This is a genomic window from Sulfurimonas denitrificans DSM 1251, assembly GCF_000012965.1.
GTDB classification, from domain to species: Bacteria; Campylobacterota; Campylobacteria; order Campylobacterales; family Sulfurimonadaceae; genus Sulfurimonas; species Sulfurimonas denitrificans.
In genome coordinates this window covers 2,131,037-2,157,437 of sequence record NC_007575.1, presented here as the reverse complement: position 1 = coordinate 2,157,437, position 26,401 = coordinate 2,131,037, and the positions used below count along the sequence as shown (strand labels likewise).

General features: G+C 36.9%; 24 protein-coding genes, 1 tRNA gene and 3 rRNA genes. 19 read left to right on the top strand and 9 right to left on the bottom strand.

The features are described 5' to 3' along the window. Together frr and secG are read right to left on the bottom strand one after the other, a co-directional pair. Complete coding sequence (gene frr, locus SUDEN_RS10745; RefSeq protein ID WP_011373681.1) at positions 1-558, bottom strand: ribosome recycling factor; 558 nt, start codon at positions 556-558, stop codon at positions 1-3. A gap of 93 nt (positions 559-651) precedes the next feature. After that, complete coding sequence (gene secG, locus SUDEN_RS10740) at positions 652-1,053, bottom strand: preprotein translocase subunit SecG (RefSeq protein WP_011373680.1); 402 nt, start codon at positions 1,051-1,053, stop codon at positions 652-654. Positions 1,054-1,161: 108 nt separating this feature from the next. Here secG and SUDEN_RS10735 point away from each other — a divergent pair, with 108 nt between their 5' ends. Genes SUDEN_RS10735 through SUDEN_RS10720 form a run of 4 tightly spaced genes read left to right on the top strand, consistent with a single transcriptional unit; the run spans position 1,162 to position 4,325 of the window. Further along, the gene (locus tag SUDEN_RS10735; protein ID WP_011373679.1) at positions 1,162-2,076 is read left to right on the top strand and encodes a metal ABC transporter substrate-binding protein; all 915 of its coding nucleotides are present in this window, start codon (positions 1,162-1,164) and stop codon (positions 2,074-2,076) included. Then, positions 2,073-2,837, top strand: coding sequence for a metal ABC transporter ATP-binding protein (locus tag SUDEN_RS10730; RefSeq protein ID WP_011373678.1), 765 nt, complete (start codon positions 2,073-2,075; stop codon positions 2,835-2,837). Before SUDEN_RS10735 ends, SUDEN_RS10730 begins: the two co-directional genes overlap by 4 nt. A 1-nt stretch (position 2,838) precedes the next feature. Further along, a complete protein-coding gene (locus tag SUDEN_RS10725) occupies positions 2,839-3,636 on the top strand; it encodes a metal ABC transporter permease (protein ID WP_011373677.1) in 798 nt (265 codons plus the stop codon). Then, positions 3,633-4,325, top strand: coding sequence for a methyltransferase domain-containing protein (locus SUDEN_RS10720; protein ID WP_011373676.1), 693 nt, complete (start codon positions 3,633-3,635; stop codon positions 4,323-4,325). Before SUDEN_RS10725 ends, SUDEN_RS10720 begins: the two co-directional genes overlap by 4 nt. On the opposite strand, the gene SUDEN_RS10715 is transcribed toward SUDEN_RS10720, so the two are convergent. Continuing rightward, complete coding sequence (locus tag SUDEN_RS10715; protein ID WP_011373675.1) at positions 4,307-4,753, bottom strand: MOSC domain-containing protein; 447 nt, start codon at positions 4,751-4,753, stop codon at positions 4,307-4,309. The two genes, SUDEN_RS10720 and SUDEN_RS10715, sit on opposite strands and share 19 nt — an antisense overlap. A 281-nt stretch (positions 4,754-5,034) precedes the next feature. Between SUDEN_RS10715 and soxC the strand changes: the two genes are divergently transcribed. The 5 genes from soxC (at position 5,035) to SUDEN_RS10690 (ending at position 9,510) form a co-directional block, all read left to right on the top strand. After that, positions 5,035-6,372 carry a sulfite dehydrogenase gene (gene soxC / locus SUDEN_RS10710; RefSeq protein WP_011373674.1) on the top strand — a complete coding sequence of 446 codons (1,338 nt, stop codon included), beginning with the start codon at positions 5,035-5,037 and terminating at the stop codon, positions 6,370-6,372. Positions 6,373-6,384: 12 nt separating this feature from the next. Next, positions 6,385-7,533, top strand: a complete 1,149-nt coding sequence (locus SUDEN_RS10705) for a c-type cytochrome (RefSeq protein WP_011373673.1) — start codon at positions 6,385-6,387, stop codon at positions 7,531-7,533. 41 nt (positions 7,534-7,574) lie between these two features. Further along, positions 7,575-8,027, top strand: a complete 453-nt coding sequence (soxY, locus tag SUDEN_RS10700) for a thiosulfate oxidation carrier protein SoxY (RefSeq protein ID WP_011373672.1) — start codon at positions 7,575-7,577, stop codon at positions 8,025-8,027. 53 nt (positions 8,028-8,080) lie between these two features. After that, positions 8,081-8,374 (top strand): thiosulfate oxidation carrier complex protein SoxZ, encoded by a 294-nt coding sequence (soxZ, locus tag SUDEN_RS10695; protein WP_011373671.1) that lies wholly within the window; start codon positions 8,081-8,083, stop codon positions 8,372-8,374. 113 nt (positions 8,375-8,487) lie between these two features. After that, the gene (locus tag SUDEN_RS10690) at positions 8,488-9,510 is read left to right on the top strand and encodes an MBL fold metallo-hydrolase (protein ID WP_011373670.1); all 1,023 of its coding nucleotides are present in this window, start codon (positions 8,488-8,490) and stop codon (positions 9,508-9,510) included. Positions 9,511-9,623: 113 nt separating this feature from the next. Here the strand turns inward: SUDEN_RS10690 and SUDEN_RS10685 are convergent, their stop codons facing one another. Both SUDEN_RS10685 and SUDEN_RS10680 read right to left on the bottom strand, forming a co-directional pair. Then, positions 9,624-10,028: a hypothetical protein gene (locus SUDEN_RS10685; protein ID WP_011373669.1), complete on the bottom strand. Its 405-nt coding sequence runs from the start codon at positions 10,026-10,028 to the stop codon at positions 9,624-9,626. After that, positions 10,021-10,719: a Bax inhibitor-1/YccA family protein gene (locus SUDEN_RS10680; protein ID WP_011373668.1), complete on the bottom strand. Its 699-nt coding sequence runs from the start codon at positions 10,717-10,719 to the stop codon at positions 10,021-10,023. Before SUDEN_RS10680 ends, SUDEN_RS10685 begins: the two co-directional genes overlap by 8 nt. A 515-nt stretch (positions 10,720-11,234) precedes the next feature. Here SUDEN_RS10680 and SUDEN_RS10675 point away from each other — a divergent pair. The 7 genes from SUDEN_RS10675 to SUDEN_RS10645 all read left to right on the top strand — a co-directional run bounded on the left by SUDEN_RS10675 (position 11,235) and on the right by SUDEN_RS10645 (position 20,475). After that, positions 11,235-12,756, top strand: a 16S ribosomal RNA gene (locus SUDEN_RS10675). A gap of 121 nt (positions 12,757-12,877) precedes the next feature. Next, positions 12,878-12,954 (top strand) — tRNA-Ile (locus SUDEN_RS10670). Between the two features lie 278 nt (positions 12,955-13,232). Then, a 23S ribosomal RNA gene (locus tag SUDEN_RS10665) occupies positions 13,233-16,122 on the top strand. A 180-nt stretch (positions 16,123-16,302) separates the two neighbouring features. Beyond that, positions 16,303-16,418, top strand: a 5S ribosomal RNA gene (rrf, locus tag SUDEN_RS10660). The 16S, 23S and 5S rRNA genes sit together here with 1 tRNA gene alongside, the layout of an rRNA operon. Before the next feature lie 831 nt (positions 16,419-17,249). Next, positions 17,250-18,452 (top strand): OmpP1/FadL family transporter, encoded by a 1,203-nt coding sequence (locus tag SUDEN_RS10655; protein ID WP_011373667.1) that lies wholly within the window; start codon positions 17,250-17,252, stop codon positions 18,450-18,452. Positions 18,453-18,616: 164 nt separating this feature from the next. Then, entirely contained in the window at positions 18,617-19,630 is a 1,014-nt protein-coding gene (locus SUDEN_RS10650; RefSeq protein ID WP_011373666.1) for a hypothetical protein, read from the top strand. After that, on the top strand, positions 19,627-20,475 hold the full coding sequence (locus SUDEN_RS10645) for a hypothetical protein (RefSeq protein WP_011373665.1): 849 nt from the start codon (positions 19,627-19,629) through the stop codon (positions 20,473-20,475). Before SUDEN_RS10650 ends, SUDEN_RS10645 begins: the two co-directional genes overlap by 4 nt. A gap of 97 nt (positions 20,476-20,572) precedes the next feature. Here SUDEN_RS10645 and purM read toward each other — a convergent pair whose 3' ends face one another. The 3 genes from purM to SUDEN_RS10630 form a co-directional block, all read right to left on the bottom strand. Further along, complete coding sequence (gene purM, locus SUDEN_RS10640; protein WP_011373664.1) at positions 20,573-21,568, bottom strand: phosphoribosylformylglycinamidine cyclo-ligase; 996 nt, start codon at positions 21,566-21,568, stop codon at positions 20,573-20,575. Between the two features lie 61 nt (positions 21,569-21,629). Continuing rightward, positions 21,630-21,812 (bottom strand): YgaP family membrane protein, encoded by a 183-nt coding sequence (locus tag SUDEN_RS10635; RefSeq protein ID WP_041672347.1) that lies wholly within the window; start codon positions 21,810-21,812, stop codon positions 21,630-21,632. Positions 21,813-21,928: 116 nt separating this feature from the next. Next, complete coding sequence (locus tag SUDEN_RS10630; RefSeq protein ID WP_011373663.1) at positions 21,929-23,254, bottom strand: FCSD flavin-binding domain-containing protein; 1,326 nt, start codon at positions 23,252-23,254, stop codon at positions 21,929-21,931. A 159-nt stretch (positions 23,255-23,413) separates the two neighbouring features. Here SUDEN_RS10630 and SUDEN_RS10625 point away from each other — a divergent pair, with 159 nt between their 5' ends. From SUDEN_RS10625 to dapF, 3 genes are read left to right on the top strand one after another with little or no spacing between them, the layout of a single operon-like run. Beyond that, a complete protein-coding gene (locus tag SUDEN_RS10625) occupies positions 23,414-23,959 on the top strand; it encodes a spermidine synthase (protein WP_011373662.1) in 546 nt (181 codons plus the stop codon). Then, complete coding sequence (gene coaE, locus SUDEN_RS10620) at positions 23,959-24,561, top strand: dephospho-CoA kinase (protein ID WP_011373661.1); 603 nt, start codon at positions 23,959-23,961, stop codon at positions 24,559-24,561. The genes SUDEN_RS10625 and coaE overlap by 1 nt, the downstream gene beginning before the upstream one ends. Continuing rightward, the gene (dapF, locus tag SUDEN_RS10615; protein ID WP_011373660.1) at positions 24,558-25,331 is read left to right on the top strand and encodes a diaminopimelate epimerase; all 774 of its coding nucleotides are present in this window, start codon (positions 24,558-24,560) and stop codon (positions 25,329-25,331) included. The genes coaE and dapF overlap by 4 nt, the downstream gene beginning before the upstream one ends. Here the strand turns inward: dapF and prfA are convergent. Next, positions 25,328-26,395, bottom strand: a complete 1,068-nt coding sequence (prfA, locus tag SUDEN_RS10610; RefSeq protein WP_011373659.1) for a peptide chain release factor 1 — start codon at positions 26,393-26,395, stop codon at positions 25,328-25,330. The genes dapF and prfA overlap by 4 nt on opposite strands. Positions 26,396-26,401: the final 6 nt, after the last annotated feature.

Sequence of the window (26,401 nt, the reverse complement as noted above, 5' to 3'; positions counted from 1 at the left end):
TTATACCTTTAGTATTTCTGCTTCTTTTGTTTTTAAAATAGAGTCTATTTCGGAGATATATTTATCAGTTATTTTTTGTATATTATCTTGTGCAGATTTTGACTCATCCGCTGTTATCTCTTTATCTTTTTCAGATTTTTTTATTTTGTCGTTGGCATTTTTTCTATCATTCCTAACAGCAACTTTTGCATGTTCTCCCATGCCTTTCATCTGCTTAACAGACTCTTGTCTCTGCTCAACTGTCATAGCTGGAAAGAAAAGTTTGATTTGGCTTCCGTCATTGTTTGGAGTAGCTCCAATATTCGCTTTTGAGATAGCACTATCAATAATGTTTAGAAGATTTTTCTCCCAAGGATTTATAATAATTGTAGTTGCATCTGCTACTAAAATAGAGCCAACTTGATCAAGAGCAGTCAAAGTTCCATAATAGTCAATTTTAACATTATCCAAAACAGATGTTGTAACCTTTCCTGTTCTAAGTGTTTTGAAGTCTCTAAGCATATGATTTACGCTTGATTTCATTTTTGTCTCACACTCGTTGAATAATTCGTTTAGCATATTGTTCCTTTGTCATGTAAAAAATAGTGGCGTTATTGTAGCGAGAAATATTTTAAAAAAGAATTCACAAGGCTGTAGTTGCCTTGTGGGCAACTACTGTTTTGTAGAAGATGTATTGTTTTGTTCTTGAGTGCTCTGTTGTACAGGAGCAGCTTCTTGAGTTGGAGCTACAACCTTAGTCTCTACGGCAGGAACAACAGAAACAGTAGCTGAAGGAGCTGCTATGTCTGTACTTGGAGTAATATTATCAACAATAGAATCCGTAGCAGCCGATGAGTACATGTAGCCTAAAGCTATTGTATTTATCACAAATAAAAAGCCTATCGCAAAAGTTGTTTTTGCTAAAAAACTAGCAGGTCCTTTTGCTCCGAAAACGGACTCATTTGAACCGCTGTATGCGCCAAGACCGATGCTTGAGCTTTTTTGTAAAAGTACCGCAATAACTAGCATTACAACTAAAACTATTTGAACAATAAGTAAAAAACTAGTTGTCATTATATATCCTTGTAGGGGATTGTCCCTATGTTAAAAGTGGCGAATTATACCCAAAAAAATTAATTTTTGTAAAATAAGCTATAATTTCAAAAATTTTTAGGGATATTTATGAATTTAAGAGAGACAATTTTAACAACACTATTCTCAGCAGTAATCTTCTTAATGCCACTTCAAGCAGATGAAATAAATCAAAAGCCAACTATTGCAGCTAGTACATTTTCGCTCTATGATATAGCAAAAAATATTGCAGCAGATAGTGCCGAAGTCTTTATGATTATGCCTTTTGGAGTAGATGCACATAGTTATGAGCCATCTCCAAAACAGATGGCAAAAATATCAAAAAGTGCTCTTGTTTTATATAGTGGTGCTGGGTTGGAACCGTGGATAAAAGGTTTTGAGTTTAAAAACAGAGCGCTTGACATCAGCAATTTTGTAGAGCTAAGAGAGCTTTTGCATGATGAGCATGATAAACATGGACATAACCACTCAGAACATGGAGCTGATCCGCACTACTGGCAAGACCCACAAAATATGATATTAGCAACACAGCAGATAGTAAAAGAGCTAATTTCTCTTTTCCCAAAAAACAGAGATTTATATATAAAAAATGGAGACACTTATGTAGCAATGCTTCAAAACTTAGATGCTTCATATAGAGCTAATTTAAAAGAGTGTAAACTAGATACTATTATTGTAAATCATAACGCTTTTTCATACCTTGCAAATAGATATAATTTTTACACGCAAGCCCTAAGCGGGCTCTCACCAGAAGCAGAACCGAGCGCAAAAGATATGATAAAGCTGATAAAATTTATAAAAGAGCATAAAGTAAAAGTTATCTTTTTTGAGAAATTTGCAAGCCAAAAAGCTATAAAAGCTATTGCAAAAGAGGCAAATGTAAATGCAGATGTTCTTCAACCTCTTGGCAATATAACAGCTGATGAAGCGAAACAAAATCTTGGATATGAAGATATTATGAGAATAAACTTAGAGAAGATATCTACCGCTCTTGAGTGCAAATGAAATTTAGCGTTCCAATTTTTGATATAAAAAATTTGAGTTTTGTTGTAAAAGAGCAGACAATCCTATCAAATATCTCTTTTGAAATTTTCTCCTCAGAGTATATAGCCATAATTGGACCAAATGGAGGAGGCAAAACAACTCTAATAAGAATGCTCTTAGGACTTGAAACTCCTACAAGTGGCGAAGTAAAAATTTATGGGAAAAAACTAACAGACTTTAAAGAGTGGCATAAAATAGGCTATGTTCCACAACGTGCTTCACATGTAGATAGCTCTTTTCCTGCAAGTGTATTAGATATTGTAAATATGGGCAGAACTTCTCAAAGAAAACTCTTCTCACCACTTAGCAAAGAGGATAAAGAGTTAGTTCACGATGCAATGGCGAAGATGGATATTTTAGATTTGGCTGAAAAAATGGTAGGAACTCTCTCTGGTGGGCAGAGACAGCGAGTAATGATTGCACGTGCTCTTGCTTCAAAACCAGAGATATTGATTTTAGATGAGCCAAACACAGGTGTTGATGTAGCTTCACAAAAAAGATTCTATGCGCTTTTGAGTAAGTTAAACAAAGAAGATGGGATTACCATAGTTTTTATAACACATGATATAGGTGTAATAGCAGATGATATAGCAAGGCTCTTTACTATAAACCAAAAAGCTATTATCTGCAATAACCCAAAACAGACGCTTAGCTGTGAAGAGATGAGTTCTCTTTATGGAATTGATGCACATCTGCTTCATAATCATAAGCATGAGCACTAAGATGTTTGAGATGTTTGAGTATGATTTTATGCAAAGAGCTTTTATAGCGGGGATTATTATTGCTATCTTAGCTTCGATTAGTGGTACTTTTATAGTGTTGAGACGCTACTCGTTAATTGGTGAAACATTAGCTCATTCAGCTCTTTTGGGAGTTGCTATTGGGCTTGTAGCGGAGTACAATCCTCTTTGGATGGCTGTGCTTTTTGCACTCTTTTCAGCTTGGCTCATTGAGTACTTAAGAAGTGCATTTTCTATTTACAGTGATGCAATTCTTGCTATTTTACTCTCTGGCTCACTCTCCCTTGCCATAATAATTGTCTCGCTTGGAGGAGCTTTTAATAACTCTCTGTTTTCATACTTATTTGGCTCGATTCTCTCGGTTAGCAGTGAAGATATAGTTGTAATATCCATCTTTGGAGCTATCTCCTTGGTCACTCTTTTGCTTTTCTCAAAAGAATTCTATTTTATCGCTTATGATGAAGAGGTTGCAAAAACAAGTGGTGTAAAAGTGAATTTTCTAAATTTTTTACTTGTTAGTGTTGTAGCAATTATTATTGCACTCTCAATTAGGATTGTTGGAAGTCTTCTTATCAGTGCGCTGATGATTATTCCGACTATCGCCGCTCTTCAATTTAGAGTAGGATTTTTAAAGACAGTTCTGCTCTCTCTTGTAATTGCTCTCTTTAGCGTAGTCGCTGGAATGACTCTGTCGTTTTATTTCTCACTTCCCTCAGGTGCAACAATAGTTGTGTGCGTGCTTTTTATATTTATACTCTCTTTAATTATAAACAGAAAATGAATATAAGCTCCGAATTTTCCAAACATGCTCTAGAGTATGGAAGTTATAACATTATTCAAAATATAGTTATAGAGAAACTTCTCTTACATGTAGAGTCAAAACCCAAAAAGATTTTAGACATCGGATGTGGAAGCGGAGCACTTCTTAGCGCAATAGATTGGGATTATGAGTTTTTTTGTGGAGTTGATTTTGCAAAAGGGATGCTAGAGTTGCATCCAAAATCTCCAAAAATAGAGCTTCTATATACGGACTTTAACAAAGATGAACTCTTTGATAATATGCTTACATGTAGTTTTGATTTTGTTTTCTCAGCATCAGCTCTGCAGTGGGCAGATGATTTAGAGAGGATTTTTAGTAAGATAAAAGGGCTAAAGGCACCTATAGCCTTAGCTATTTTTACAGCTGGAACTTTTAAGAGCATAAATGAAACAGCCTCAATTAGCTCAATACTTAAGAGCGCTAATGAGATTAAAGAGCTTCAAGAAAAATATTTTGATGCAAATTTTGAAGTACAAAACTATAAACTAGAATTTGAATCAACAAGAGATATTTTTAAGTATATTAAAAAAAGTGGTGTAAGTGGGTCTAGAAAAGTATTAAACTATAAAGAGAGCAAAAAACTCTTAAGAGATTATCCACTAAATTATCTAGAGTTTGAAGTAGCTTTTATCTATACATCTAAGAGATAAACTTCATCTGCCATTTCTATATCTCCATCTTCAACAACTCTTGCAAAAATTCCTCTATCATTTTTTAAGAGAGTAGGAATTTTTACATCTATAACAGCGAGATGATTACAGATGGTGCAGTGCTGAGTAATCTCTAAAGTAGAGCCTCCGATTTTTAGCAGAGTTCCTACCTCAAGAGCATAAGGATTGTAATCAAGCAAGATATTTTCGCCTAAATAGCCAAAAGGGATTTCTATATTATAGTTTTTAAGAAGAGTGTAACTGTCTATTGAAGAGATTAAAACTGATCTTTGAGGGTTTTTGGTATAAAATTTATCTTCATTTACGCCAAGCTTATCTAAGGTTATCTTCTCTTGCTCAAATCTTTGAGATATTCCCGATTTTGATATAAAAAGATGTAATACTTTCCCAACTTTTTTGCTTAACATTCAAAGTACCCTCAGTTATTTGTTCGAAATGGTATCATATTTTTTGTTATATAAAATAGCGCTGTAAATAGTGCTAAAAATCTCATAAAAGTAACTAATTGTGTATAAATATAAAAATGTAATAAAATTATTACATTTTTAGTATGATGCCTTGACAATTCAATTTAATTTCATATATAATCTCCGTCTTGCATTTTGTAATATGCATATGAATTTGTACCATGTGTGCTTTGCATACTATCAAAATCTACAAGATTAAAGAGAGAGGGAGGTAGATATAAATGAGTAATATTTCTGAAAACAATTTAGAAACTACTACAAATATAGAGCAGTCTGGCAGAAGAGATTTCTTCAAAAAAACTGCTGCGTATTCTGTGAGTGCAATTGCCGCTGCTAATATTTTAGCACCAGTAAAATTGTCAGCAGACGATGAAAATATAGTTCATCATGTGGAGTGGGGGACATCATTAGGTGATGAGCTTAATAAGCATCCATATGGTATACCATCAAAGTATGAGCATAACGTTGTAAGAAGAACTTCAAGTCTTCTTTCTTCAGCTGGAGATATGCATGCTGCGGTGTCAATGACTCCTATTCATGAATCAGAGGGAATAATTACTCCAAATGGTTTGCACTTTACAAGAACACACAATGGTGTGGCTCATGTAGATCCAAATAAATTTAGATTAATGATTCATGGACTGGTTGATAAGCCAATCGTTTTAACTCTAGAACAGTTGAAAAAATATCCAGCTGAGAGTAGAATTCTTTTTCTAGAGTGCCCTGCCAATGGTGCTGCTGAGTGGAAAGGTCCTCAATTTAACTCTTTACAATTTGTAAAAGGTATGATGAGTAATGCTGAGTGGACGGGAGTTCGTCTTAAAACTATTCTTGATGAAATCGGTCTAAAACCTACTGCAAAGTGGATGCTAGCTGAAGGATCTGACGGTTCAGAGATGAGCAGAACAGTTCCTGTTGAAAAAGTTTTAGATGATGCAATGGTTGTTTGGGCTCAAAATGGTGAGGCACTTAGACCAGAGCAAGGTTATCCTGTTCGTCTAATGCTACCAGGTTGGGAAGCAAACTTATGTGTTAAGTGGCTAAAGCGTTTAGAATTTGGAGCAGAACCTTGGTACTGTAAAGAAGAGACTTCTAAATATACAGTACTTACTGCAAGCGGTAAAGCGATACAACATTTCTATCCGTTAGAAGTAAACTCAATTATTACAAAACCATGTCCTGAAAAACCATGGACAGAACTTAAAAAAGGTGATGTGGTAGAGATTGAAGGTATTGCGTGGAGTGGACATGGAACTATTACTGCAGTAGATATCTCTTTTGATGGCGGAGACAACTATGTTGAAGCAAAACTAAAAGGATTAGTTCTTCCAAAATCATGGACAAGATTCTCTTACATGTACAAATATGAAGGAAAACCTCTATTGCTCCAATCTCGTGCAATGGATGATGCTGGATATGTTCAGCCATCAGTAACTCAAGAGAAAGAGATTATCGGGGTAGAGGGTGTTTATCATAGAAACTCAATTTGTACTTGGGAAGTTAGACAAGATGGTTCAGTTCATAATGTTCAAGTTAGAACAGACAATTGTCCAAAGTAAGGGGAGTAGATTATGATTAAATTAAATAATAAATTAATTATTTTAGGGGTTTCTGTGGTTGCAAGCAGTGCTCTGTTTTTCACAGGTTGTTTAGGTTCAAATGCTTCTGCTGGAAACTCATCAGCAAAAGTAAGCTCAGCAGCAAATGGTATGTATAATCCAACAAAAGACGCTCTTGATGGTGGTGTTACATACAAAAGAGAAAATGGTATGTATGCTGCGTATGCTGTTAATGACCAAGCTACAACTGGTGTAAACTTTGGTAGAACACCAACTCCAAATGAGCTAAAAGCATGGGATACAGATATTATGCCAGATGGTACGGGCTTACCAGTTGGTAGCGGTACTGTTGATGATGGTGAAGCACTTTATGATAAAGATTGTGCTGTTTGTCATGGTGAGTTTGGTGCAGGCGGTAAAGGTTACCCAACTCTAACGGGTGGTTCTTTAAAATCATTATCAAACCAAAGAACTTGCCCTGGCAAAGATGCTCCAAATAGAACAATTGGTTCATATTGGCCACAAGCTAGTACGTTGATTTGGTATATTCGTGATGCAATGCCATATGCAAACCCAAAAAGTTATACACCAGATCAGATGTATGCTATGACGGCTTACTTGCTAAAAGAAAATGGTGTTAAAATAGATGGTGAAGATATTGAAGAGTTAAATCAAGATAACTTCAAAAAGATAGTTATGCCAAATCGTGATGGATTTTATCCAAATATTGATGGACCAAATGGTGTAGAAAATGTTAAAGCATTCTACAAAGATCCTAAGAACTTTGGTGCAGTTGGAGTACGTTGTATGACTAACTGTGGAAAAGAGAGTGTAGCAACAATAGGAAACGAGATAACTGCGGTAGTACCTGCTTACTCTACTCTAAGAGATCTTCCACCAGAAAGCGCAAGTGGACCAGTGTCAGAGGCTCAAAAGATATATGAAAAATCATGTGCAGTTTGCCACAAAACTGACACTATGGGTGCACCTGCGCTTGGAGACAAGAATGCTTGGGCAACCGTATTAGAGCAAGGTATAAACATGGTAAATAACAATGCAATCAATGGTATTGGCGGTATGCCTCCAAAGGGTGGCGCTATGGATTTAAGTGACGACCAAGTCAAAGATGTTGTTAAATTTATGGTAGAATCTAGTAAGTAGTACTTGCTAGGCTCTACTAACATTAATATAAAGGACAAGAAATGAAAAGAAGAAAATTTTTAAGTTTGGGTGCAGTAGCTGCTGCTGCCTCAGTTTTACCTGCTAGCTTAAGTGCTACAGATTTTAGAGCAACTGCTCCAAAAGCATGGGAAGCTGCTACAAGTAAAGAGGCTATTGAAGCTCTATTTGGTACATCAGCAACAGTTGAAGGTGATATCGAAATTAAAGCACCAAAGCTTGCTGAAAACGGTGGCGCTGTGCCAATTGGTATCATTTCAAAACTAGAGCTTACAACTATAGCTCTTTTTCAAGATGCAAACCCAAGAAGTGCTGTTGTTGTTTTTGAATTAGGCGAAGGTGGTGTTGTAGATCTTCAAACCAAAATTAAAATGAGAAAAACTGCTAATGTTACTATCGTTGCAAAAGGCAAAGATGGCAAATTATATTCAGCTATGCAAAAAGTAGAAGTTTCAATTGGTGGATGTGGAGGTTGATTCAACCACACAAATAATATATCTATAAAAAAATTAAATAAAAAAGGACTATTATGAAAATTAAAGCAAAATTGAAAAAAGACGTTACAGAAGTTAAACTTTTACTTTCTAGCCCAATGGTTGGTAAAGAAGAAGCTGCAACAAAAAAAATAGCAGAAAGCTACATTACACATGTAACTGCTAAAGTAGGTGGAAAAGTTGTATGGGAAGCTTCAACTGGTCCATTCTTGTCAAAAGACCCATACTTTATGTTCAACTTTAAAGGTGCAAAAGATGGTGATGAGCTTGTTATTGATACAATCGATGACAAAGGCGCTACTGAAACTGATAAAGTAGTTATCAAGTAATTTTAATTCTCCTCTTTATAGGGGGAGAAAATTAATTATATAGAGTATAGCTGGTTTGTTTTTTTACAAACGAGCTATATTCTTCCAAGAATAAACTAAAACAAGGAATTCTTATGTTAAAAAAGATGATAAATCCACTAATGATATCAGCTGTTGTCTTAATGCCATTTATAAGTGCATGCTCTTCAGATACAACTAAATCTGAGACAACTACGACTAAAACTACAACCGAAACAGCGGCCCCTGTTGCAACACTGAGCGCTGAACATCAATACAATCTAGAACCAAAACAAGTAAGTGAAAATGTATGGTGTTTCTTTGGAGCTCTTGAAATTCCAACAAAAGAGAATGCTGGAGATATGTCTAACTCTTGCTATATTAAATCCAATACAGGCTATGTATTGTGGGATACTGGTCCATCATATATATATGCAAAACAAGCATATGAAGCTATGAGTAAAATAGCTGGAAAACTTCCAGTTACAAAAGTTATTTTAAGTCATGAGCACGATGATCATTGGTTAGGAAATAATTATTATAAAGAAGTTCATGGTGCAGAAATTGTAGGACCTGAATCTATAAATAAGAATTATAAAGCTGGTGATAAAACGAGAATGTTTATGACTTTAGCAGAAAATGCAATCAGAGGCACAAAGATTATTCCTGTTGATAAGTGGTATGAAGAGAAAGAGCCTATAAAGTTTACAGTGGATGGTGTGAATTTTGAGTATGTTTCAGTAGGTAACGGACATTCAGAAGAGGATTACTTCCTTTATATGCCAGACAATAAGCTTATCCTTGCAGGTGACCTTGTTATGAATGGAAGAATTACATCAAATAGAGATGGTTCAGTTGAAGGGCAACTTGCTGCACTTGAAACTATAAATTCAAAAGATTGGACAACTTTAGTTCCTGGTCATGGATTTATTATTGATAAAACTGCAACTGATGAAGCTGTACAATATTTTACTTTAACTAAAGAGAGAATATTAGCAGCAATAGATGATGGTGTAGATAGTACAGAGATAGTTGAAAAAGTGCCTCTCGAAGAGTTTAAAGATAAAGAGTTGTACGATCTTTTAAATGCAGTGAATGTTTCTAGAGCATACTTAGAGTATGACATGGGACTTGAGTAATATTTGTAATGACTAGCTTTAACTAGCTAGTCACATCTTCTTTATATAGTATAATCTGAACGTACGTTTATCAAAATCAACTCTAAACATTTAAATCAATTATAAAATTACTTCTAATTAGAGAGAAGAATATCTTTTTCTAAAGTATATAATTCATACCGTATATGTTTAAAATTTTCACTATATTGAGAGCTATGGAGTTTATATATTTCTTCTAAGACTCTTGCAGACTCTTGAGCTCTTTTAAAGTTAGCAATGATTATATCATTTAAGCTAGAACGATTCATCTCGCTTTTGATTGTTTGACGAAGTACATCATTGATGCTATCACGATTCTTTAAGAGTTCTATGCTCTCTTGTATAGTTGCCATATGACGCAGATTCTTTAGTTTATGTGAGAGTTCTTTGTTGTTATCTTTATATCTCATAATATCTTCAACAACTCTAATGCCTTCTTTTAGGCGATTTATATTTGCATCAATCACCCGATAAAGCTCGGGTGAGAGTTGATTATTCATCTTTTCCAAATATACCAAAGAGATGTAATAGAGAAGTAAATATGTTTAAAAAGTCTAGGTAAAGAGCAATTGCTCCATCAATTGGAGTTTCATAAGCACCTTTAATTATATTTTGAGTGTCATATGTAACTAGGATACTAAAAAGAACAACAGCTGCCCCAGAGATAAGAATAGCAATTAAAGGGCTTCCCATAAATAAGTTAACTATTGAAAAAAGTACGATAACAACAAGAGCAATCATTAATGGTTTACCATATCCTGAAAAATCTTTTGTTGTTTTAATAGCGTAAAAGCTCATAGCACCAAATATTAAAGATGTCATAGCAAAAGCATTCCCCACAATTGTTCCACCACCACTCATTCCTAGTGTATGTGAAAGAAGAGGAGCCAACATTAAACCAGTCATGAAAACAAACCCAAACATAACCATAAGATTAATACCTTGTTTATGTTTTACAAAGTGTAACCCTATTAAAAGCCCAATTTCTAAAATTAGTAAAGGGAAAAAATTAGCTGCGATTGTTCCAGCCATAGGTACACCAACATAAGCACCAACAGCACCAGCCATCATTGAAGCAGCAAAAAGCTTGTAAGTCTCTTTTACAAAAGATACAATTTGTGCGTCACTTTTAGTATGAGAGCTGTAAGTAGATGCATTTTCTCTTGCGTAGTCACGATTATAAAGTCCCATATTTATTCCTTTTATATATGCAATACAAAATAAATTTATATTATTTGTATTTATAAGAATTTTATATATAAAGAGTTAATAGACAGCAACATACTTTTTTTATGGTCAAAAAATCAAAATAATTCAAAAAAATAAACAACTCAAAAAACTTTTTAAATTCGTTGCAAAAAGTATTGACAACTAAGATTGATTTGTCTATAATTCCCATCCACAAACACAGAGACCTAAAGTTTAGGTATCTAGGCTTCAAGTAGAGGCTTATAACGGTAGTTTGAGATCATTGAAAACTAAGCAAGTAAATAGACTTTAATAACTAAAACTAGTTATTATTTAAGTCGAGTAAGTTTACTTATAAAAACTAAATAACAACAACCGTCTATTCTATTTGGTCTCTATTAATTTAGAGATACCCAATAGTATAGATACTATACAATAAAGTCCATCAAGTATTAAATTACATGATGGCAACATAAAGCCAATGATTTTTAAATCTTGGGCAAAGATTAAACAAACCAATTATGGAGAGTTTGATCCTGGCTCAGAGTGAACGCTGGCGGCGTGCTTAACACATGCAAGTCGAACGGTAACAGGAAGTAGCTTGCTACTTTGCTGACGAGTGGCGCACGGGTGAGTAATATATAGTTAATGTACCTCAAAGACTGGGATAGCCACTGGAAACGGTGATTAATACTAGATATACCTTTATAACAAAAGTTGTAAAGGGAAATGTTTTTTCGCTTTGAGATCAGACTATATCCCATCAGTTAGTTGGTAGTGTAAGAGACTACCAAGGCAATGACGGGTAGCGGGTTTGAGAGGATGATCCGCCACACTGGTACTGAGACACGGACCAGACTCCTACGGGAGGCAGCAGTGAGGAATATTGCACAATGGAGGAAACTCTGATGCAGCAACGCCGCGTGGAGGATGACGCATTTCGGTGTGTAAACTCCTTTTATGAGTCAAGAAAATGACGGTAGCTCATGAATAAGCACCGGCTAACTCCGTGCCAGCAGCCGCGGTAATACGGAGGGTGCAAGCGTTACTCGGAATCACTGGGCGTAAAGGACGCGTAGGCGGGTTGTCAAGTCAGGTGTGAAATCCTACAGCTTAACTGTAGAACTGCACTTGAAACTGGCAACCTAGAGTATGGGAGGGGAAGATGGAATTAGTGGTGTAGGGGTAAAATCCGTAGATATCACTAGGAATACCTAAAGCGAAGGCGATCTTCTGGAACATAACTGACGCTAAGGCGTGAAAGCGTGGGGAGCAAACAGGATTAGATACCCTGGTAGTCCACGCCCTAAACGATGAACACTAGTCGTCGTGATGCTTGTCATTGCGGTGATGCACTTAACAGATTAAGTGTTCCGCCTGGGGAGTACGGTCGCAAGATTAAAACTCAAAGGAATAGACGGGGACCCGCACAAGTGGTGGAGCATGTGGTTTAATTCGAAGATACGCGAAAAACCTTACCTGGCCTTGACATTGATAGAATCTGCTAGAGATAGCGGAGTGCCCTTCGGGGAGCTTGAAAACAGGTGCTGCACGGCTGTCGTCAGCTCGTGTCGTGAGATGTTGGGTTAAGTCCCGCAACGAGCGCAACCCTCGTCCTTAGTTGCCAGCAGGTTAAGCTGGGCACTCTAAGGAGACTGCCTTCGCAAGGAGGAGGAAGGTGAGGACGACGTCAAGTCATCATGGCCCTTACGGCCAGGGCTACACACGTGCTACAATGGGGCGTACAGAGTGTTGCAATACCGCGAGGTGGAGCCAATCACTTAAAGCGTCTCTCAGTTCGGATTGTTCTCTGCAACTCGAGAGCATGAAGCTGGAATCACTAGTAATCGTAGATCAGCATTGCTACGGTGAATACGTTCCCGGGTCTTGTACTCACCGCCCGTCACACCATGGGAGTTGATTTCACCCGAAATTGGGAAGCTAACCTTCGGGGGGCTACCACTTACGGTGGAATTAGCGACTGGGGTGAAGTCGTAACAAGGTAACCGTAGGAGAACCTGCGGTTGGATCACCTCCTTTCTAGAGTAGAGTCAATCATTCATTTGAATTGACATACAAGAAAATCTCACAAGAGAAACAGTTATTTTAGTCTTTTACTTGCTTAGTTTTCAGTGATCATTGTTCATTTGAAATTGAAAATGGGTCTATAGCTCAGTTGGTTAGAGTGCACCCCTGATAAGGGTGAGGTCAGAGGTTCAAATCCTCTTAGACCCACCATTCACATTTTAATAAAACTAAATCCAAGTACTCAATAGAGTATTTAGATTTGGTTTTACACCAAAAAGTTCATTAAATTATTATTGTTAAAGTCAACATATAGTTATAAAAAGATAGCTAGATATATGTAAATATATTTAGAGATTAGTTTATAAATTATATCAACTAAAATAACTACAATTAAACAGGATACTGCCCTACATTAAGTAAGGTAGTGAACGCAAAACTAATGAAGTGATTTTAGCGTAAGCTAAAAAGTTTCTTTAGTAAATTAGAATAAAAAAGATATTAAGGGCCATAGGTGGATGCCTTGGCTAGTAGAGGCGATGAAAGACGTACTAGGCTGCGATAAGCCTCGGGGAGCTGCCAAGAAGCTTTGATCCGGGGATTTCTGAATGGGGCAACCCAGCATGGTGCGAATCATGTTACTCCTACGGGAGGGCGAACTCAGGGAAGTGAAACATCTCAGTACCTGAAGGAAAAGAAATCAAACGAGATTCCCATAGTAGCGGCGAGCGAAACGGGATTAGGGCACTTAGTGATAATATATTTGTTAGCCAAACACTTTGGAAAGAGTGAACAAAGAGGGTGATATTCCCGTAAGCGAAAACATTTATATGGTACTAGACTAAGGAATGAGTAGGTCGGGACACGTGTTATCTTGACTGAATATGGGGGGACCACCCTCCAACCCTAAATACTACTACTAGACCGATAGCGAACAAGTACCGTGAGGGAAAGGTGAAAAGAACTGCGGTGAGCAGAGTGAAATAGAACCTGAAACCTATGGCTTACAATCATTCGGAGCACTATTATTTATAAGTGTGACGGACTGCCTTTTGCATAATGAGCCTGCGAGTTGTGGTATCTGGCAAGGTTAATCGAACGAGAAGCCGTAGCGAAAGCGAGTCTTAATAGGGCGAATTAGTCAGATGCTGCAGACCCGAAACTGAGTGATCTATCCATGAGCAGGTTGAAGCTGGTGTAAGAGCCAGTGGAGGACCGAACCCATTGACGTTGAAAAGTCTCGGGATGACTTGTGGATAGGGGTGAAAGGCCAATCAAACTCAGTGATAGCTGGTTCTCTCCGAAATATATTTAGGTATAGCCTCGAGCAGTAGCATGAAGGGGTAGAGCACTGACAGGGCTAGGGCTGCTTACCGCGGTACCAAACCCTATCAAACTCCGAATACTTCATGTGTAACCTCGGGAGTCAGGCGGTGGGTGATAAAATCCGTCGTCAAGAGGGGAACAACCCAGACTAGCAGCTAAGGTCCCAAAGTCTTGTCTAAGTGGAAAAGGATGTGGAGTTGCTGTGACAACCAGGAGGTTGGCTTAGAAGCAGCCATCTTTTAAAGAAAGCGTAACAGCTCACTGGTCTAGCGATTCTGCGCCGAAAATATAACGGGGCTAAGACAAGCACCGAAGCTCTAGATTCACATTTATGTGAGTGGTAGGAGAGCGTTCCAGTCAGCGTAGAAGCCATACCGGCAAGGAGTGGTGGAGCGGCTGGAAGTGAGCATGCAGGCATGAGTAGCGATAAAAGGGATGAGAATTCCCTTCGCCGTAAACCCAAGGTTTCCTACGCGATGCTCGTCATCGTAGGGTTAGTCGGGACCTAAGTCGAGTCCGAGAGGGGTAGACGATGGCAAATTGGTTAATATTCCAATACCGACTGTTGTTCGCTTGAGTGATGGGGGGACGCATAGAGTTAATTGAGCTCACTGATGGAATAGTGGGTCGAAGGACGTAGGTTGTAAGGTAGGCAAATCCGCCTTACATTAGACCGAGATCTTACAGGCAGAGCAATCTCTTCGGAGAGCGCTTTGAATCAATGATACTGTCGTGCCGAGAAAAGCCTCTAAACGAGAACAGCAGTTGCCCGTACCGTAAACCGACACAGGTGGGTGAGATGAGTATTCTAAGGCGCGTGGATGAACCCTGGTTAAGGAACTCTGCAAACTAGCACCGTATCTTCGGTATAAGGTGTGCCCTAAGCGTTAATGGACTTGCTCCATGAAGCGCCGACGGGTCGCAGCAAAGTGTCCCTCCCGACTGTTTACCAAAAACACAGCACTCTGCTAACTCGTAAGAGGATGTATAGGGTGTGACGCCTGCCCGGTGCTTGAATGTTAAATGGATTTGTTAGCTCTGCGAAGCATTGAAATGAAGCACAAGTAAACGGCGGCCGTAACTATAACGGTCCTAAGGTAGCGAAATTCCTTGTCGGTTAAATACCGACCTGCATGAATGGCGTAACGAGATGGGAGCTGTCTCAACCAGGGATCCAGTGAAATTGTAGTGGAGGTGAAAATTCCTCCTACCCGCGGAAAGACGGAAAGACCCCGTGCACCTTTACTATAGCTTGACATTGCTATTGGGATATTCATGTGCAGGATAGGTGGGAGCCATTGATGATATGACGCTAGTTGTATCGGAGGCATCCTTGAGATACCACCCCTGAATATTCTGATAGCTAACTCCGTACGATTATCTCGTGCGAGGACAATGTCTGGTGGGTAGTTTGACTGGGGCGGTCGCCTCCTAAAAAGTAACGGAGGCTTACAAAGTTCGGCTCAGAAGGGTTGGAAATCCTTCGTAGAGTATAATGGCATAAGCCGGACTGACTGTAAGAGATACAACTCAAACAGAGTCGAAAGACGGTCATAGTGATCCGGTGGTTCTGTGTGGAAGGGCCATCGCTCAAAGGATAAAAGGTACGCCGGGGATAACAGGCTGATCTCCCCCAAGAGCTCACATCGACGGGGAGGTTTGGCACCTCGATGTCGGCTCATCGCATCCTGGGGCTGAAGCAGGTCCCAAGGGTATGGCTGTTCGCCATTTAAAGCGGTACGCGAGCTGGGTTCAGAACGTCGTGAGACAGTTCGGTCCCTATCTTCCGTGGGCGTAGGAGAGTTGAGGAGAGCTGACCCTAGTACGAGAGGACCGGGTTGGACATGCCACTGGTGCACCAGTTGTTCTGCCAAGAGCATCGCTGGGTAGCTACGCATGGATGAGATAACCGCTGAAAGCATCTAAGCGGGAAGCCAACTCCAAGATGAACTCTCCCTGAAGTACGCTTGAAGACTACAAGCTTGATAGGCTGGGTGTGTACGCAGAGTAATCTGTTTAGCTGACCAGTACTAATAGTACGTTTGTCTTTTTTACCATTCTATTTATAGAATAACAATTCGTTCACTACCTTACTTAGTGTATAGGTACCTGATGTAGTTATTTAGTTATGTTGACTTTAACAATGATATTTTATGCATTAATTGCATAAAACTCACTCTAACTTAAGAACAATTACTTTTAAGTACACAAAACAGTGTATTTAAATGTGATTGTCTAGGTGGCTATAGAGAGAGGGAAACGCCTGGTCCCATTCCGAACCCAGAAGCTAAGCCTCTCATCGCTGATAATACTGATCCTTGCAGGATTGGAAATGTAGGTCGCTGCCTAGTTGATCATTTCTACTACTTACCAACACTTCTTTAACTTCAATCAAATCCACTTTTTAATTCTAGTCTAACTCTTTTATAAACTTTATTCATTTACTGTTTTAATTCTTTAATTCTTTAATTCTTTAATTCTTTAATTCTTTAATTCTTTAATTCTTTTTGCTAAAGCACTTCGTTGATTTTAATTTTATTAGGTATTTACATGTAGTAATTCCCATTTATCAATTTTATATCAATAATTAAGTGTATCAATCTAGCTTAATAATATTTTTTTACTCATCAATCCGCTCTGTAATTTTTACCTATAATAGTTCTAGTCTTATGCCTGAGATATGAATTTTATCTAATAATAGGAGTTGCTTAAATACAAATAGTGGTGTTATTGAAGCAAAAGAGGTAAAAATATTTTTGTAAAAAACCGATGGATATTTATGTAGATTTTTATGTTAAGACTTAGAATATATTATAAATAAGAAATAAAACGTTTAATAAAGTTGTTCAAAAAGATATTATTATTTATATAGTTATATTTTAGAACTTCTAAAATTATTAAAAACGTTACTTAGCTACACATTATGATAATTTTATCACAAATTTTGATAAAGAGTATTTATTAGCTCATTAACTTTTAAGTATATGAAAAAGTTATATTAATGCTGAAAAAAGCTTTTTTATAGAAGATATTGATTATAGTTATATATAAAACTTATATTGTTGCTATTTTAAATTATTTTATTAAGATAAATTTATGCTTGTTTACTTTCTGTTTAAGAAACGGTTAAAAAATAGTCGCCTATAATGCTTGCATTCTAAAAAATACTCGTAGGAGAGAAAATGAAAAGAACAATTAAACTCGCAGTAGTAGCTGCATTAGCTTTGGGTACAACTTCTGCATTCGCAACAAATGGTGACACTATGATAGGTGTTGGTGCAAAAGCTATCGGTATGGGTGGTGTTGGTATTGGTGTAAGCCATGGTGCAGAATCAGCATTAACAAACCCTGCGATGATTACTAATGTAGAGGGAACTGAAATTTCTTTCGGTGGTACTATATTTATGCCAGATGTAAAAACTAATATGGGAGATGGATCAGGTTTTCATAATAGTGATGCTGATCTTTCAGTAATTCCTTCAGTTGCAATTGCCCAAAAAGTATCTAATAATTTTTACTGGGGTATTGGTATGTACGGGGTAGCTGGTATGGGAACGGATTATCGTGATGCTACTGGCGGTATGGCTAATATGAATATGGTAACAAATTTACAGTTAATGCAATTTGTGGTTCCATTAGCATATAAAGCAAACGGATTTAGTCTTGGTATAGCTCCAATACTTCAATACGGTTCATTAGACATTAATTATGATATGAGTGCAATGTATATGGCTGCGCCTGGTACGAATATGTCAACTACAAGAGGCGTTGCACAAGATTTTGGTCTTGGTTATAATGTTGGTGTAGCATACGAAACAGCAGGCTTAACAGTTGGTGCTTCGTATAAATCAAAAATTGATATGGAATACAAAGGACAAATTAGTAGAGCAATGAAAGATTTCACTGGATTTTTAGGTTCTGATAGTTTAGAACAACCAGCAGAAATTGGAGTTGGTGCATCATATAAGGTAAGCGGTAACACTTTTGCAATAGATTATAAACAAATTAAATGGTCTGATGCAAAAGGGTATAAAGATTTTGCATGGGATAATCAAAATGTAATTATGGTTGGTTATCAATATGCTCAAGATAATTGGGCACTACGTGCAGGTTATAATCATGCAAAAAGCCCAATAAAAGATCAAGGAATGGCAGGTTCATTATCAAATGTATTTAACCTTCTTGGTTTCCCAGCAATAGTTGAGAGTCATTATACTGTTGGTGCAAGCTATGGTTTCAGCAAAATGACATCACTTGATTTAGCGTATGTTTACTCACCAGAGGCAAGTGAGAATTATGCATATAGCTTAGGTGGTCCAGCAACTACTATTGAAACAAAACATAGTCAATCAGCTGTTACTGCACAGCTTGACTTTAAATTCTAAGAACACTACTCCCTTCATTTAAAGTGCCCACCAACTCGGTGGCACTTTATTTTTACACAAAAATCAAAAACATATTTCAGAAAAATCACAGATTTGTATGATATAATATTTTATATTTTGTGATAAAAGTATCACAAAAAAACTTAAGCAAAAAAAGGAATCAAATGTTTAACACATTAATAAAAGCGACACTTTTATTGGCACTGACTTCAAGTGTGGCGTTTAGTTATCAGGCTATTAGGCTAAATGTTTCAGAGGGTGATGCTAAAGAGAGAAATGATGCGTTCAACGCAATTTTAGAAGTTGATTTAGAAGATGCTGGATTTACTCCAAAAGATGTCCATCCTGGGATTGAGTACTACTATAGACTTTTTTATGGTACAAAATTGTTGAAAGATGGTAAACCAAATCCTCAATTTAAAGAAGACTATGTTGAAAATTTAGATAATCTTGGATTTATTACGATTTCAAATGAAGAAACTATGCGAGAATTGCTTATGAAAGAGCCTTCTCTTGGTGGTTTTGCTCCGCTGAACTATCTTATTTACAAGAAAAAAAGTGAAACAAAAACTTATGTAGGCACATTAACCCCAGAAGCTATGCTAGATATTACTAAGGTGAAAGATCCTGAAGTAAGAAAGCAGTTTACATCTTACATAGATGCTTTAAGTAAAGCAACTGATGCGGGTATGGGCGGAGAAGTTAAGTATGTCGAGATAGATAAACTTAACGACAAAACAATGATGGAGTTTGAAGTTCCTTTTGATAGAGGCAGTGACATCTTAGATGCTAAATTTGACTTTATGGAAAAGTTTGAAAAGGCATTTGAGAAAGAAGAGTATATCATAGCAGGAAAGAGAGATTTTGCTGAATATTGGGCTGACAATAGTTTAGAAAATGACAGATATGATGCTTATTGGGTTTACTCACTTTGTCATTTTACTTTTTCATATACAGTGTTTAATGTTTGGCAACATACAGATTTAGGTGCATCTGCTCCATGTTCAATGTACATGTACGTTGAAAAAGGTAAAAATGTATTACATGTCGGTATGCCAAGTGTTGAAAACTGGATTACTTTTGGTCATATTAAAGATCCTGCAAAAATTAAGTATATCAAAGAGATGGATGAAAAAATCAGAAGTATAATGATTAGTTTAGGAGCAAAAGAGATATGAAAAAGTTACTAAATTTTTTAGCAGGTCTTGCAATTCTTACTTTTGTAGGTTGTGGCCATAAAGGTGCTGAATTAAAAGCAAAAGGTGACGAGCCTAAAGGCGATGTTAGTACTTATCTTCAGGGCGCTCACATGAGTGTTGATGATGCTAAAGCAAAATTGAGCAGTGGTGGATTTGAAGTATTAAATACTTTCGAGAGTGTAAAAGATGGCAACACAATTATTTTTACGTGTCCTTCTCTTAAAAAAGAAGCAGCAAAGCCAGGACGTGCAAATATAGCCGTTATGAGACTTTATATTGATGATGAGACAAAAACTATCTCTCTGACAAATCCAGTCTATTTTGGAAGAGCATATATGCAAGGCGATTATAATCATGCAACTTTTAGTGCAATAAGCGAGAAACTTGTAAAAATATTTCCAAATTTGACTCCATCAAAAGATAAGATGAAATTTGAAGATCTCGCAGGCTACCACTTCACTATAGGAATGCCTTACTATGAGGATACAGAGATTTTAGGTGAGGGAACAAATGCTGATTTGCTTGCAAAGTTAAAAGAGTATCAAAAAGGTAAAGCTATTGCTTATGAGTTAAAGATTTCTGATGATACAACTTTGGTTGGTTATGATATAGGTCGTGGTACAAAAAGATTTGTTTCAAAAATTGGTCGAGAAAATGCAGGGCTACTGCCTTGGCCGATTGTTGTTAGTGGTGGAAAAGCTACAATGCTTAAGGCTGAATATTATATAGCAATGAATTATCCTCTTTTGGGTATGGGACAATTTGCTGGAATTGCATCAATCCCTGGTGATATTATAAAAGATTTAAACAAGCCATTTAAATAGCGTTTAGCACTCTCTGGCGGCAAAGCTTCAGAGAGTGTCCTAAAATTCTCTAGCGATTATGCGTGAGAGATAAAAATAGAAAAGGTAGTTCAGCTTACTATATAAGTTTAGCTTCTCTTTTCCCCTCTTTGATTTCTCCGATTAGATAACCATCAGTTTTAGAAAGAACAACAGCAACGTCTTCTTCTTTTACAACTAAAATCATTCCAACTCCCATATTAAATGCTCTGTACATCTCTTCTGACTCTACATGTTGAGCGATTAATTCAAAAATAGGAAGTACTCTAATAGACTCTTTTTTTATCTCTGCCATTAAACCCTCAGGCAGAACTCGTGGAAGGTTTTCTACTATACCGCCTCCTGTGATATGTGCTAAGGCTACAATATGCTCTTTTAAGGCTTTGAATGTTTTTACATAGATTTTTGTAGGTTCAAGAAGTGTTTGTATAAGAGGTTCTCCGTTAAAATCATCATTGAAATTTAAGTTCATCTTTTCAAATAAAACTTTTCTAGCCAAAGAAAATCCATTTGAGTGAAGCCCAGAGCTTGGGAGCGCTATAAGTTTGTATCCTGCTTTAACCATTGAGACTCTGTCCATTTCACACTTCTCAGCAACACCAACGGCAAAACCAGCCAAATCATAATCATCATGAGAATACATTCCTGGCATCTCTGCAGTCTCTCCGCCAATGAGAGCGCACTCTGCACGAATACAGCCCTCAGCAATACCAGCTACAACGCTTGTCGCAGTTTTAACATCCAATTTGCCAGTTGCGTAGTAATCCAAGAAGAAAGAGGGAGTTCCAAAGTTACAAAGAAGATCGTTTACACACATAGCAACAAGGTCTATTCCTACTGTGTTGTGTATGCCTGAATCAATCGCTAGCTTTAGTTTAGTTCCAACACCATCAGTAGCAGCAAGCATTACAGGCTCTTTGAAACCTTGTGGGAGTTCAAATGCCCCAGCAAAAGAGCCTATGCCACCCAAAACGCCTAGAATTTTTGTTGATTTTACTAAAGGTTTGATGTTTTCTACGAAACTATTACCAGCGTCAATGTCGACGCCAGCATCTTTGTAGCTGATTTGGCTCATGTATGGCTCCCATATTTAAAGTGCGAAATTATATCTAATGAGAGTTAAAGCGAGAGTTAATTTATTCTATAGAACACTTTTTAGTGATAATACAAAGAGGACAAAAGTTCGCTATCCCAGCTACTAAAGGAAGAACGCCAAGGTAAAACCAAGCATTACCCGTAATAAAACCAGTAGCAATAAGTGCAAGACCAAGGACTATTCTTATAACTCTGCAGTTTTTTCTAATTTTGTCAAAATTCATTTTAACTCCATTTTATATATTTTTATTTTAGAGCGAGGATTATATCAGAGATTGGTTTATCAAAAGAGAATAGACAAAGAGATGAAAAAACATCTCTTTTATAAGAGCTACAAGTGTTAGTTAAACATATCATCATACATTGCGTCTGCCCAGTTATAGAGGGAGTCAGCATTTTGTTTGCCATGTTCTTTCCAATCTTCACCACTTATGGTATCTGTAAAACTAAATACTCTGTTTTTATCGTAAGCGTATTGTGTATAGATATAGATTGCTTTTTCTGGAGCTATTGAGACAGCAGAAAAACATGTGGTAGTTGGTGATTCCCATTTTATTTTTGCTGTTTTGTTAATCTTTTGTGCTATTAAAGAGGCTACATATTTTCCCTCTGAATTTGCAGTGTTTCCAGACTTTGAAAAGCCCATGGGGCGAGAATCGCCTGCAATATAGACATTTTTAGCATCAAGTGCTTCATAAGTTAGTTGGTTTATATGCGCTTCTTGTTTGTTCTTAGCGTCTTTAGCAAGCCCGACTCTCTCTAAAATCTTAGCACCTCTAACTTGAGGATAAAATGCAGCATCTTCAAACGCATACTCATCAAACTCAGTGTAAACAACTTTTTTATCTAAATCTATTTTTGTAATTATGCCATTTGGCACATACTCAATATAATCAGCATAAAGCTCTTTAAATGCTGACTGGAAACCTTTTTCTTTTATTGTTATGGCATTATTTGCATCAAGAATCACTACTTTTGCATCAAGCTTTTTTTGTTTAAAGTAGTCCGCTATAACGCATGCTCTTTCATATGGAGCTGGAAGGCATCTGTAGTTTCCAGCAGGAACTGTTAGTATAAAGTTGCCACCCTTAAAGTTTAGAACTTTACTCTTAAGTGTCATATGCTCTGAGCCTGGAATAAATCCAGCTGGGTACTCTTGTCTTAATCTATTTTCAAAAGCTATGTCTTTTGTCCAACGAGAGTAGTCATACTCAATACCTGGTGCAAATACCAAATAGTCATATTTGATATCTCCTTCACTTGTTTTTAGTATCTGATTTTCTTTATCTAAATCAATCGCTGTTGCATGGAAATAGGTATAGTTATTTTTTCGTGCTGCTTTGAGATAATCGTGAGTTAAATATTCAAGTTTTACTTTATCAACAACCCATAAATTACTAACAGGACAAGAGATAAATTCATGTCTCTGTTCAACTAATATAACATCAGCATTTGGTGCGAAAACTTTTGTATATTTTGCTATACAAAGACCAGACCATCCACCACCAACTACTACAACTCTTGAGTTTTTTGTCTCAGGCAGAGCCGCTTTATACTCTGTTTTAGAGCTATTTTTTTTATCTGTTTTTTGCGTACTCGCATTAAGAGCCGTAGATGCAACCGCTAAGCTTGATAGTGCTAGAACATCTCTTCTTGATATAGCCATGAGAATCCCTTTGATTTGAAAATTGTGATTATATTATCATTTTTAGACTTACCTATAGCTTATTTTTAGCATAGAGAAAAAATGTGATAGCAAAGTTAAATTAGAGATTTTAATTCTAATATGTTAGAATCGCATAAAACAACTTAGGAAATTATAAGAATGAAAGATTTTATTTACAATGAAATGATGGTACATGTACCTTTGTGTACCTCTAAAGAGGCGAAAGATATTTTAATTATAAGCGATAAGCCAGAGTCGCTTAGTGCTGAAGTTGCAAGACATAAAGAGGCAAACTTAAAAGTAATAAACTGTTCACTTGGTGAAATAAGCTCTTTAAATGATGCTAGTTTTGATGTAGTTATCTCAGAAATGAGTCCCGATGAAGCATTTTTTTCACATGTAAACAGAGTTTTAAGAAAAGATGCTCAGTTTGTGACTACTCATCCATCTTTAGATAACGTTGAGGCAAACAAGAGCTTAATGAAAATACTCGGGAAATATTTTAAAATCATAATGCCATACAGTATAGGAGGCTCAAATACAGCACTTTTGGCTTCTAAAGAGTACCATCCAACAGCAGATTTGATTTTGCAACGTGCAGATATGATTGATGGACTTAAGTACTATAACTGTGATGTTCATGTAGCCTCTTTTGCTATGGGGAATTACATTCGCAAAGAGTACTTGGGAATCATTAAAAACTAATGGCATTTAAATATGCTATAGCTCTTAGTGGAGGAATTGCTACTGGAAAGAGCACAGTTGCTTCACTTTTGTCACTAAATGGCATGAGAGTTATAGACGCAGACGCAATTTCGCATGATATACTTGATGCTTCATCTCTGTGGGTTAGGGAAAATTTTGGCGATGAGTTTGTTGATGGTGTGAGTGTAAACCGCTCTAAACTTGGAACTTTGATTTTCTCAGATAATATTGCAAAAAAAAAGTTAGAGAGTTTTTTACACCCTAAAATAAGGGCAGAGATAGAGCAAAGAAGTATAAAGCAGGATAGTTTTATGTTTCCATATCTCATAGATATTCCGCTTTTTTTTGAGAGTGGTGCTTATGATATAAAAGAGAGTGTTGTTGTATATGTTCCAAAAGAGCTTCAGCTAGAGAGATTTATAAAAAGAAATGGTTTCTCAAGAGAAGAATCACTCAGACGTATAGAGTCCCAAATGGATATAGAAGAGAAGAAAAAAAGAGCAACTTGGGTGATTGACAACTCTGGGGACTTGAAACATCTTCAACGTGAGTGCGAAGAGTTTGTAGAGAAGATAAAAGCTAAATATTTGGAGAAAAAATGAGAGTAACAAAATATAGTGCAAACGGAAATGATTTTGTAATTTTTCATACATTTGTTAAAAAAGATAGAAGCCTTCTTGCAAAAAAACTATGTCATAGACAAAATGGCATAGGAGCAGATGGACTTATCGTGCTTCTTCCTAAGAGTAAAAATGAGATTGGAGGAGATAAATCAAAGATTGATTTTGAGTGGCAATTTTACAACTCTGATGGAAGTGAAGCCAATATGTGTGGAAATGGTTCAAGAGCTTGTGCACACTATGCTTATGTAAATGAGTTGGCACAAAATGTAATGAAATTTTTAACAGGTGCTGGGATTATAGGAGCTGTGGTTGATGGAGATATGGTTTTGAGTGAACTAACTCCTCCAAAGATTATAGATAAAGAGATTTTAGAAAATGGCAAATCATGGTGGCTTCTTGATACTGGAGTTCCTCATTTAGTTTATTTTACAAAAGATATAACAAAGTTCGATATTGCTGAAGCAAGAGAGCTTAGAGATAAATATAATGCGAATGTAAATATAGCTTTTATAGAAGGTAAAAACTTAAGAGTTAGAACTTATGAGCGTGGCGTTGAAGATGAGACTTTGGCTTGTGGAACTGGTATGGCTGCGTGTTTTTACAGAGCGTATAGCGAAAAAGTGGTTGGTAATGATATAGAAGTCTATCCAACTAGCGGCGAGACCCTATATCTTGGAGTAAACGATAGAACGATTACTTTTAGAGGTAGAGTAAGAAGCATCTTTAGCGCAGAGATAGACTCCCTTTAGAGTCCAGCTGCTTCAACTATTTTTGATTGGTGGTCAGCTATTAACGGCTCAATAATCTCATCCATGAGTCCGCCTTGCATAATTTCTGCCAATCTATATAGTGTTAGTGTAATTCTATGATCACTCATGCGGTTTTGCGGATAGTTATATGTTCTAATACGTCCACTTCTATCGCCAGTTCCGACTTGAGCTGAGCGGTTTGCGCTATCTTTTGCGATAGCTTCTTGCATCTCTAAATCATAAAGTCTTGCTTTTAAGACTTTCATAGCTTTTTCTTTATTTTTGTGTTGTGATTTTTGGTCTTGATTTGTCACTACCAAACCTGTTGGCAAGTGGGTAATCCTAACGGCAGAGTCTGTAGTGTTGACACTTTGCCCACCACAACCAGATGAACGCATAACGTCAATCTTTAAATCATTTTCATTTATCTGTATCTCAACGTCATCAACTTCAGGCATAACTGCAACAGTAATTGCTGAGGTGTGTACACGTCCTTGTGATTCAGTTGCTGGAACACGCTGAACTCTATGAGTTCCACCTTCATATTTCAATCTGCTATAAACTTGTTCCCCTCGAATAAGAGCAATAATCTCTTTGTATCCACCTGCATCAGAAGGTGAAGAACTCAAAATCTCAACTTTCCAATCTTTTAAATCAGCATAACGAGTGTACGCTTCAAAAAGATTTCCAACAAATATAGCTGCTTCATCTCCACCAGCACCAGCACGAAGCTCAACGATGATATTTCTATCGTCATTTGGGTCTTTTGGAAGAAGAAGAAGTTTTATATCGTTTTCTAAAATAGGGATTTGTATCTCAAGCTCTTTGAGTTCCTCTTTTGCCATCTCTGCCATCTCTGCATCATAAAGCATCTCTTTTGTATCGTTAATCTGAGAAATTACAGATTTGTACTCTTGTGCTTTTTCAACGATTTTTTCAAGGGAGGATCTCTCTTTTGAGAGGGTGGTCATTCTTTTGATATCGGAAGTTATGTCGGGTGAACTTAGCATTTCGCCAAGTTCATTATAACGATTGATAAACGGAGTAAGTTTATCGGCTAACATTTATGC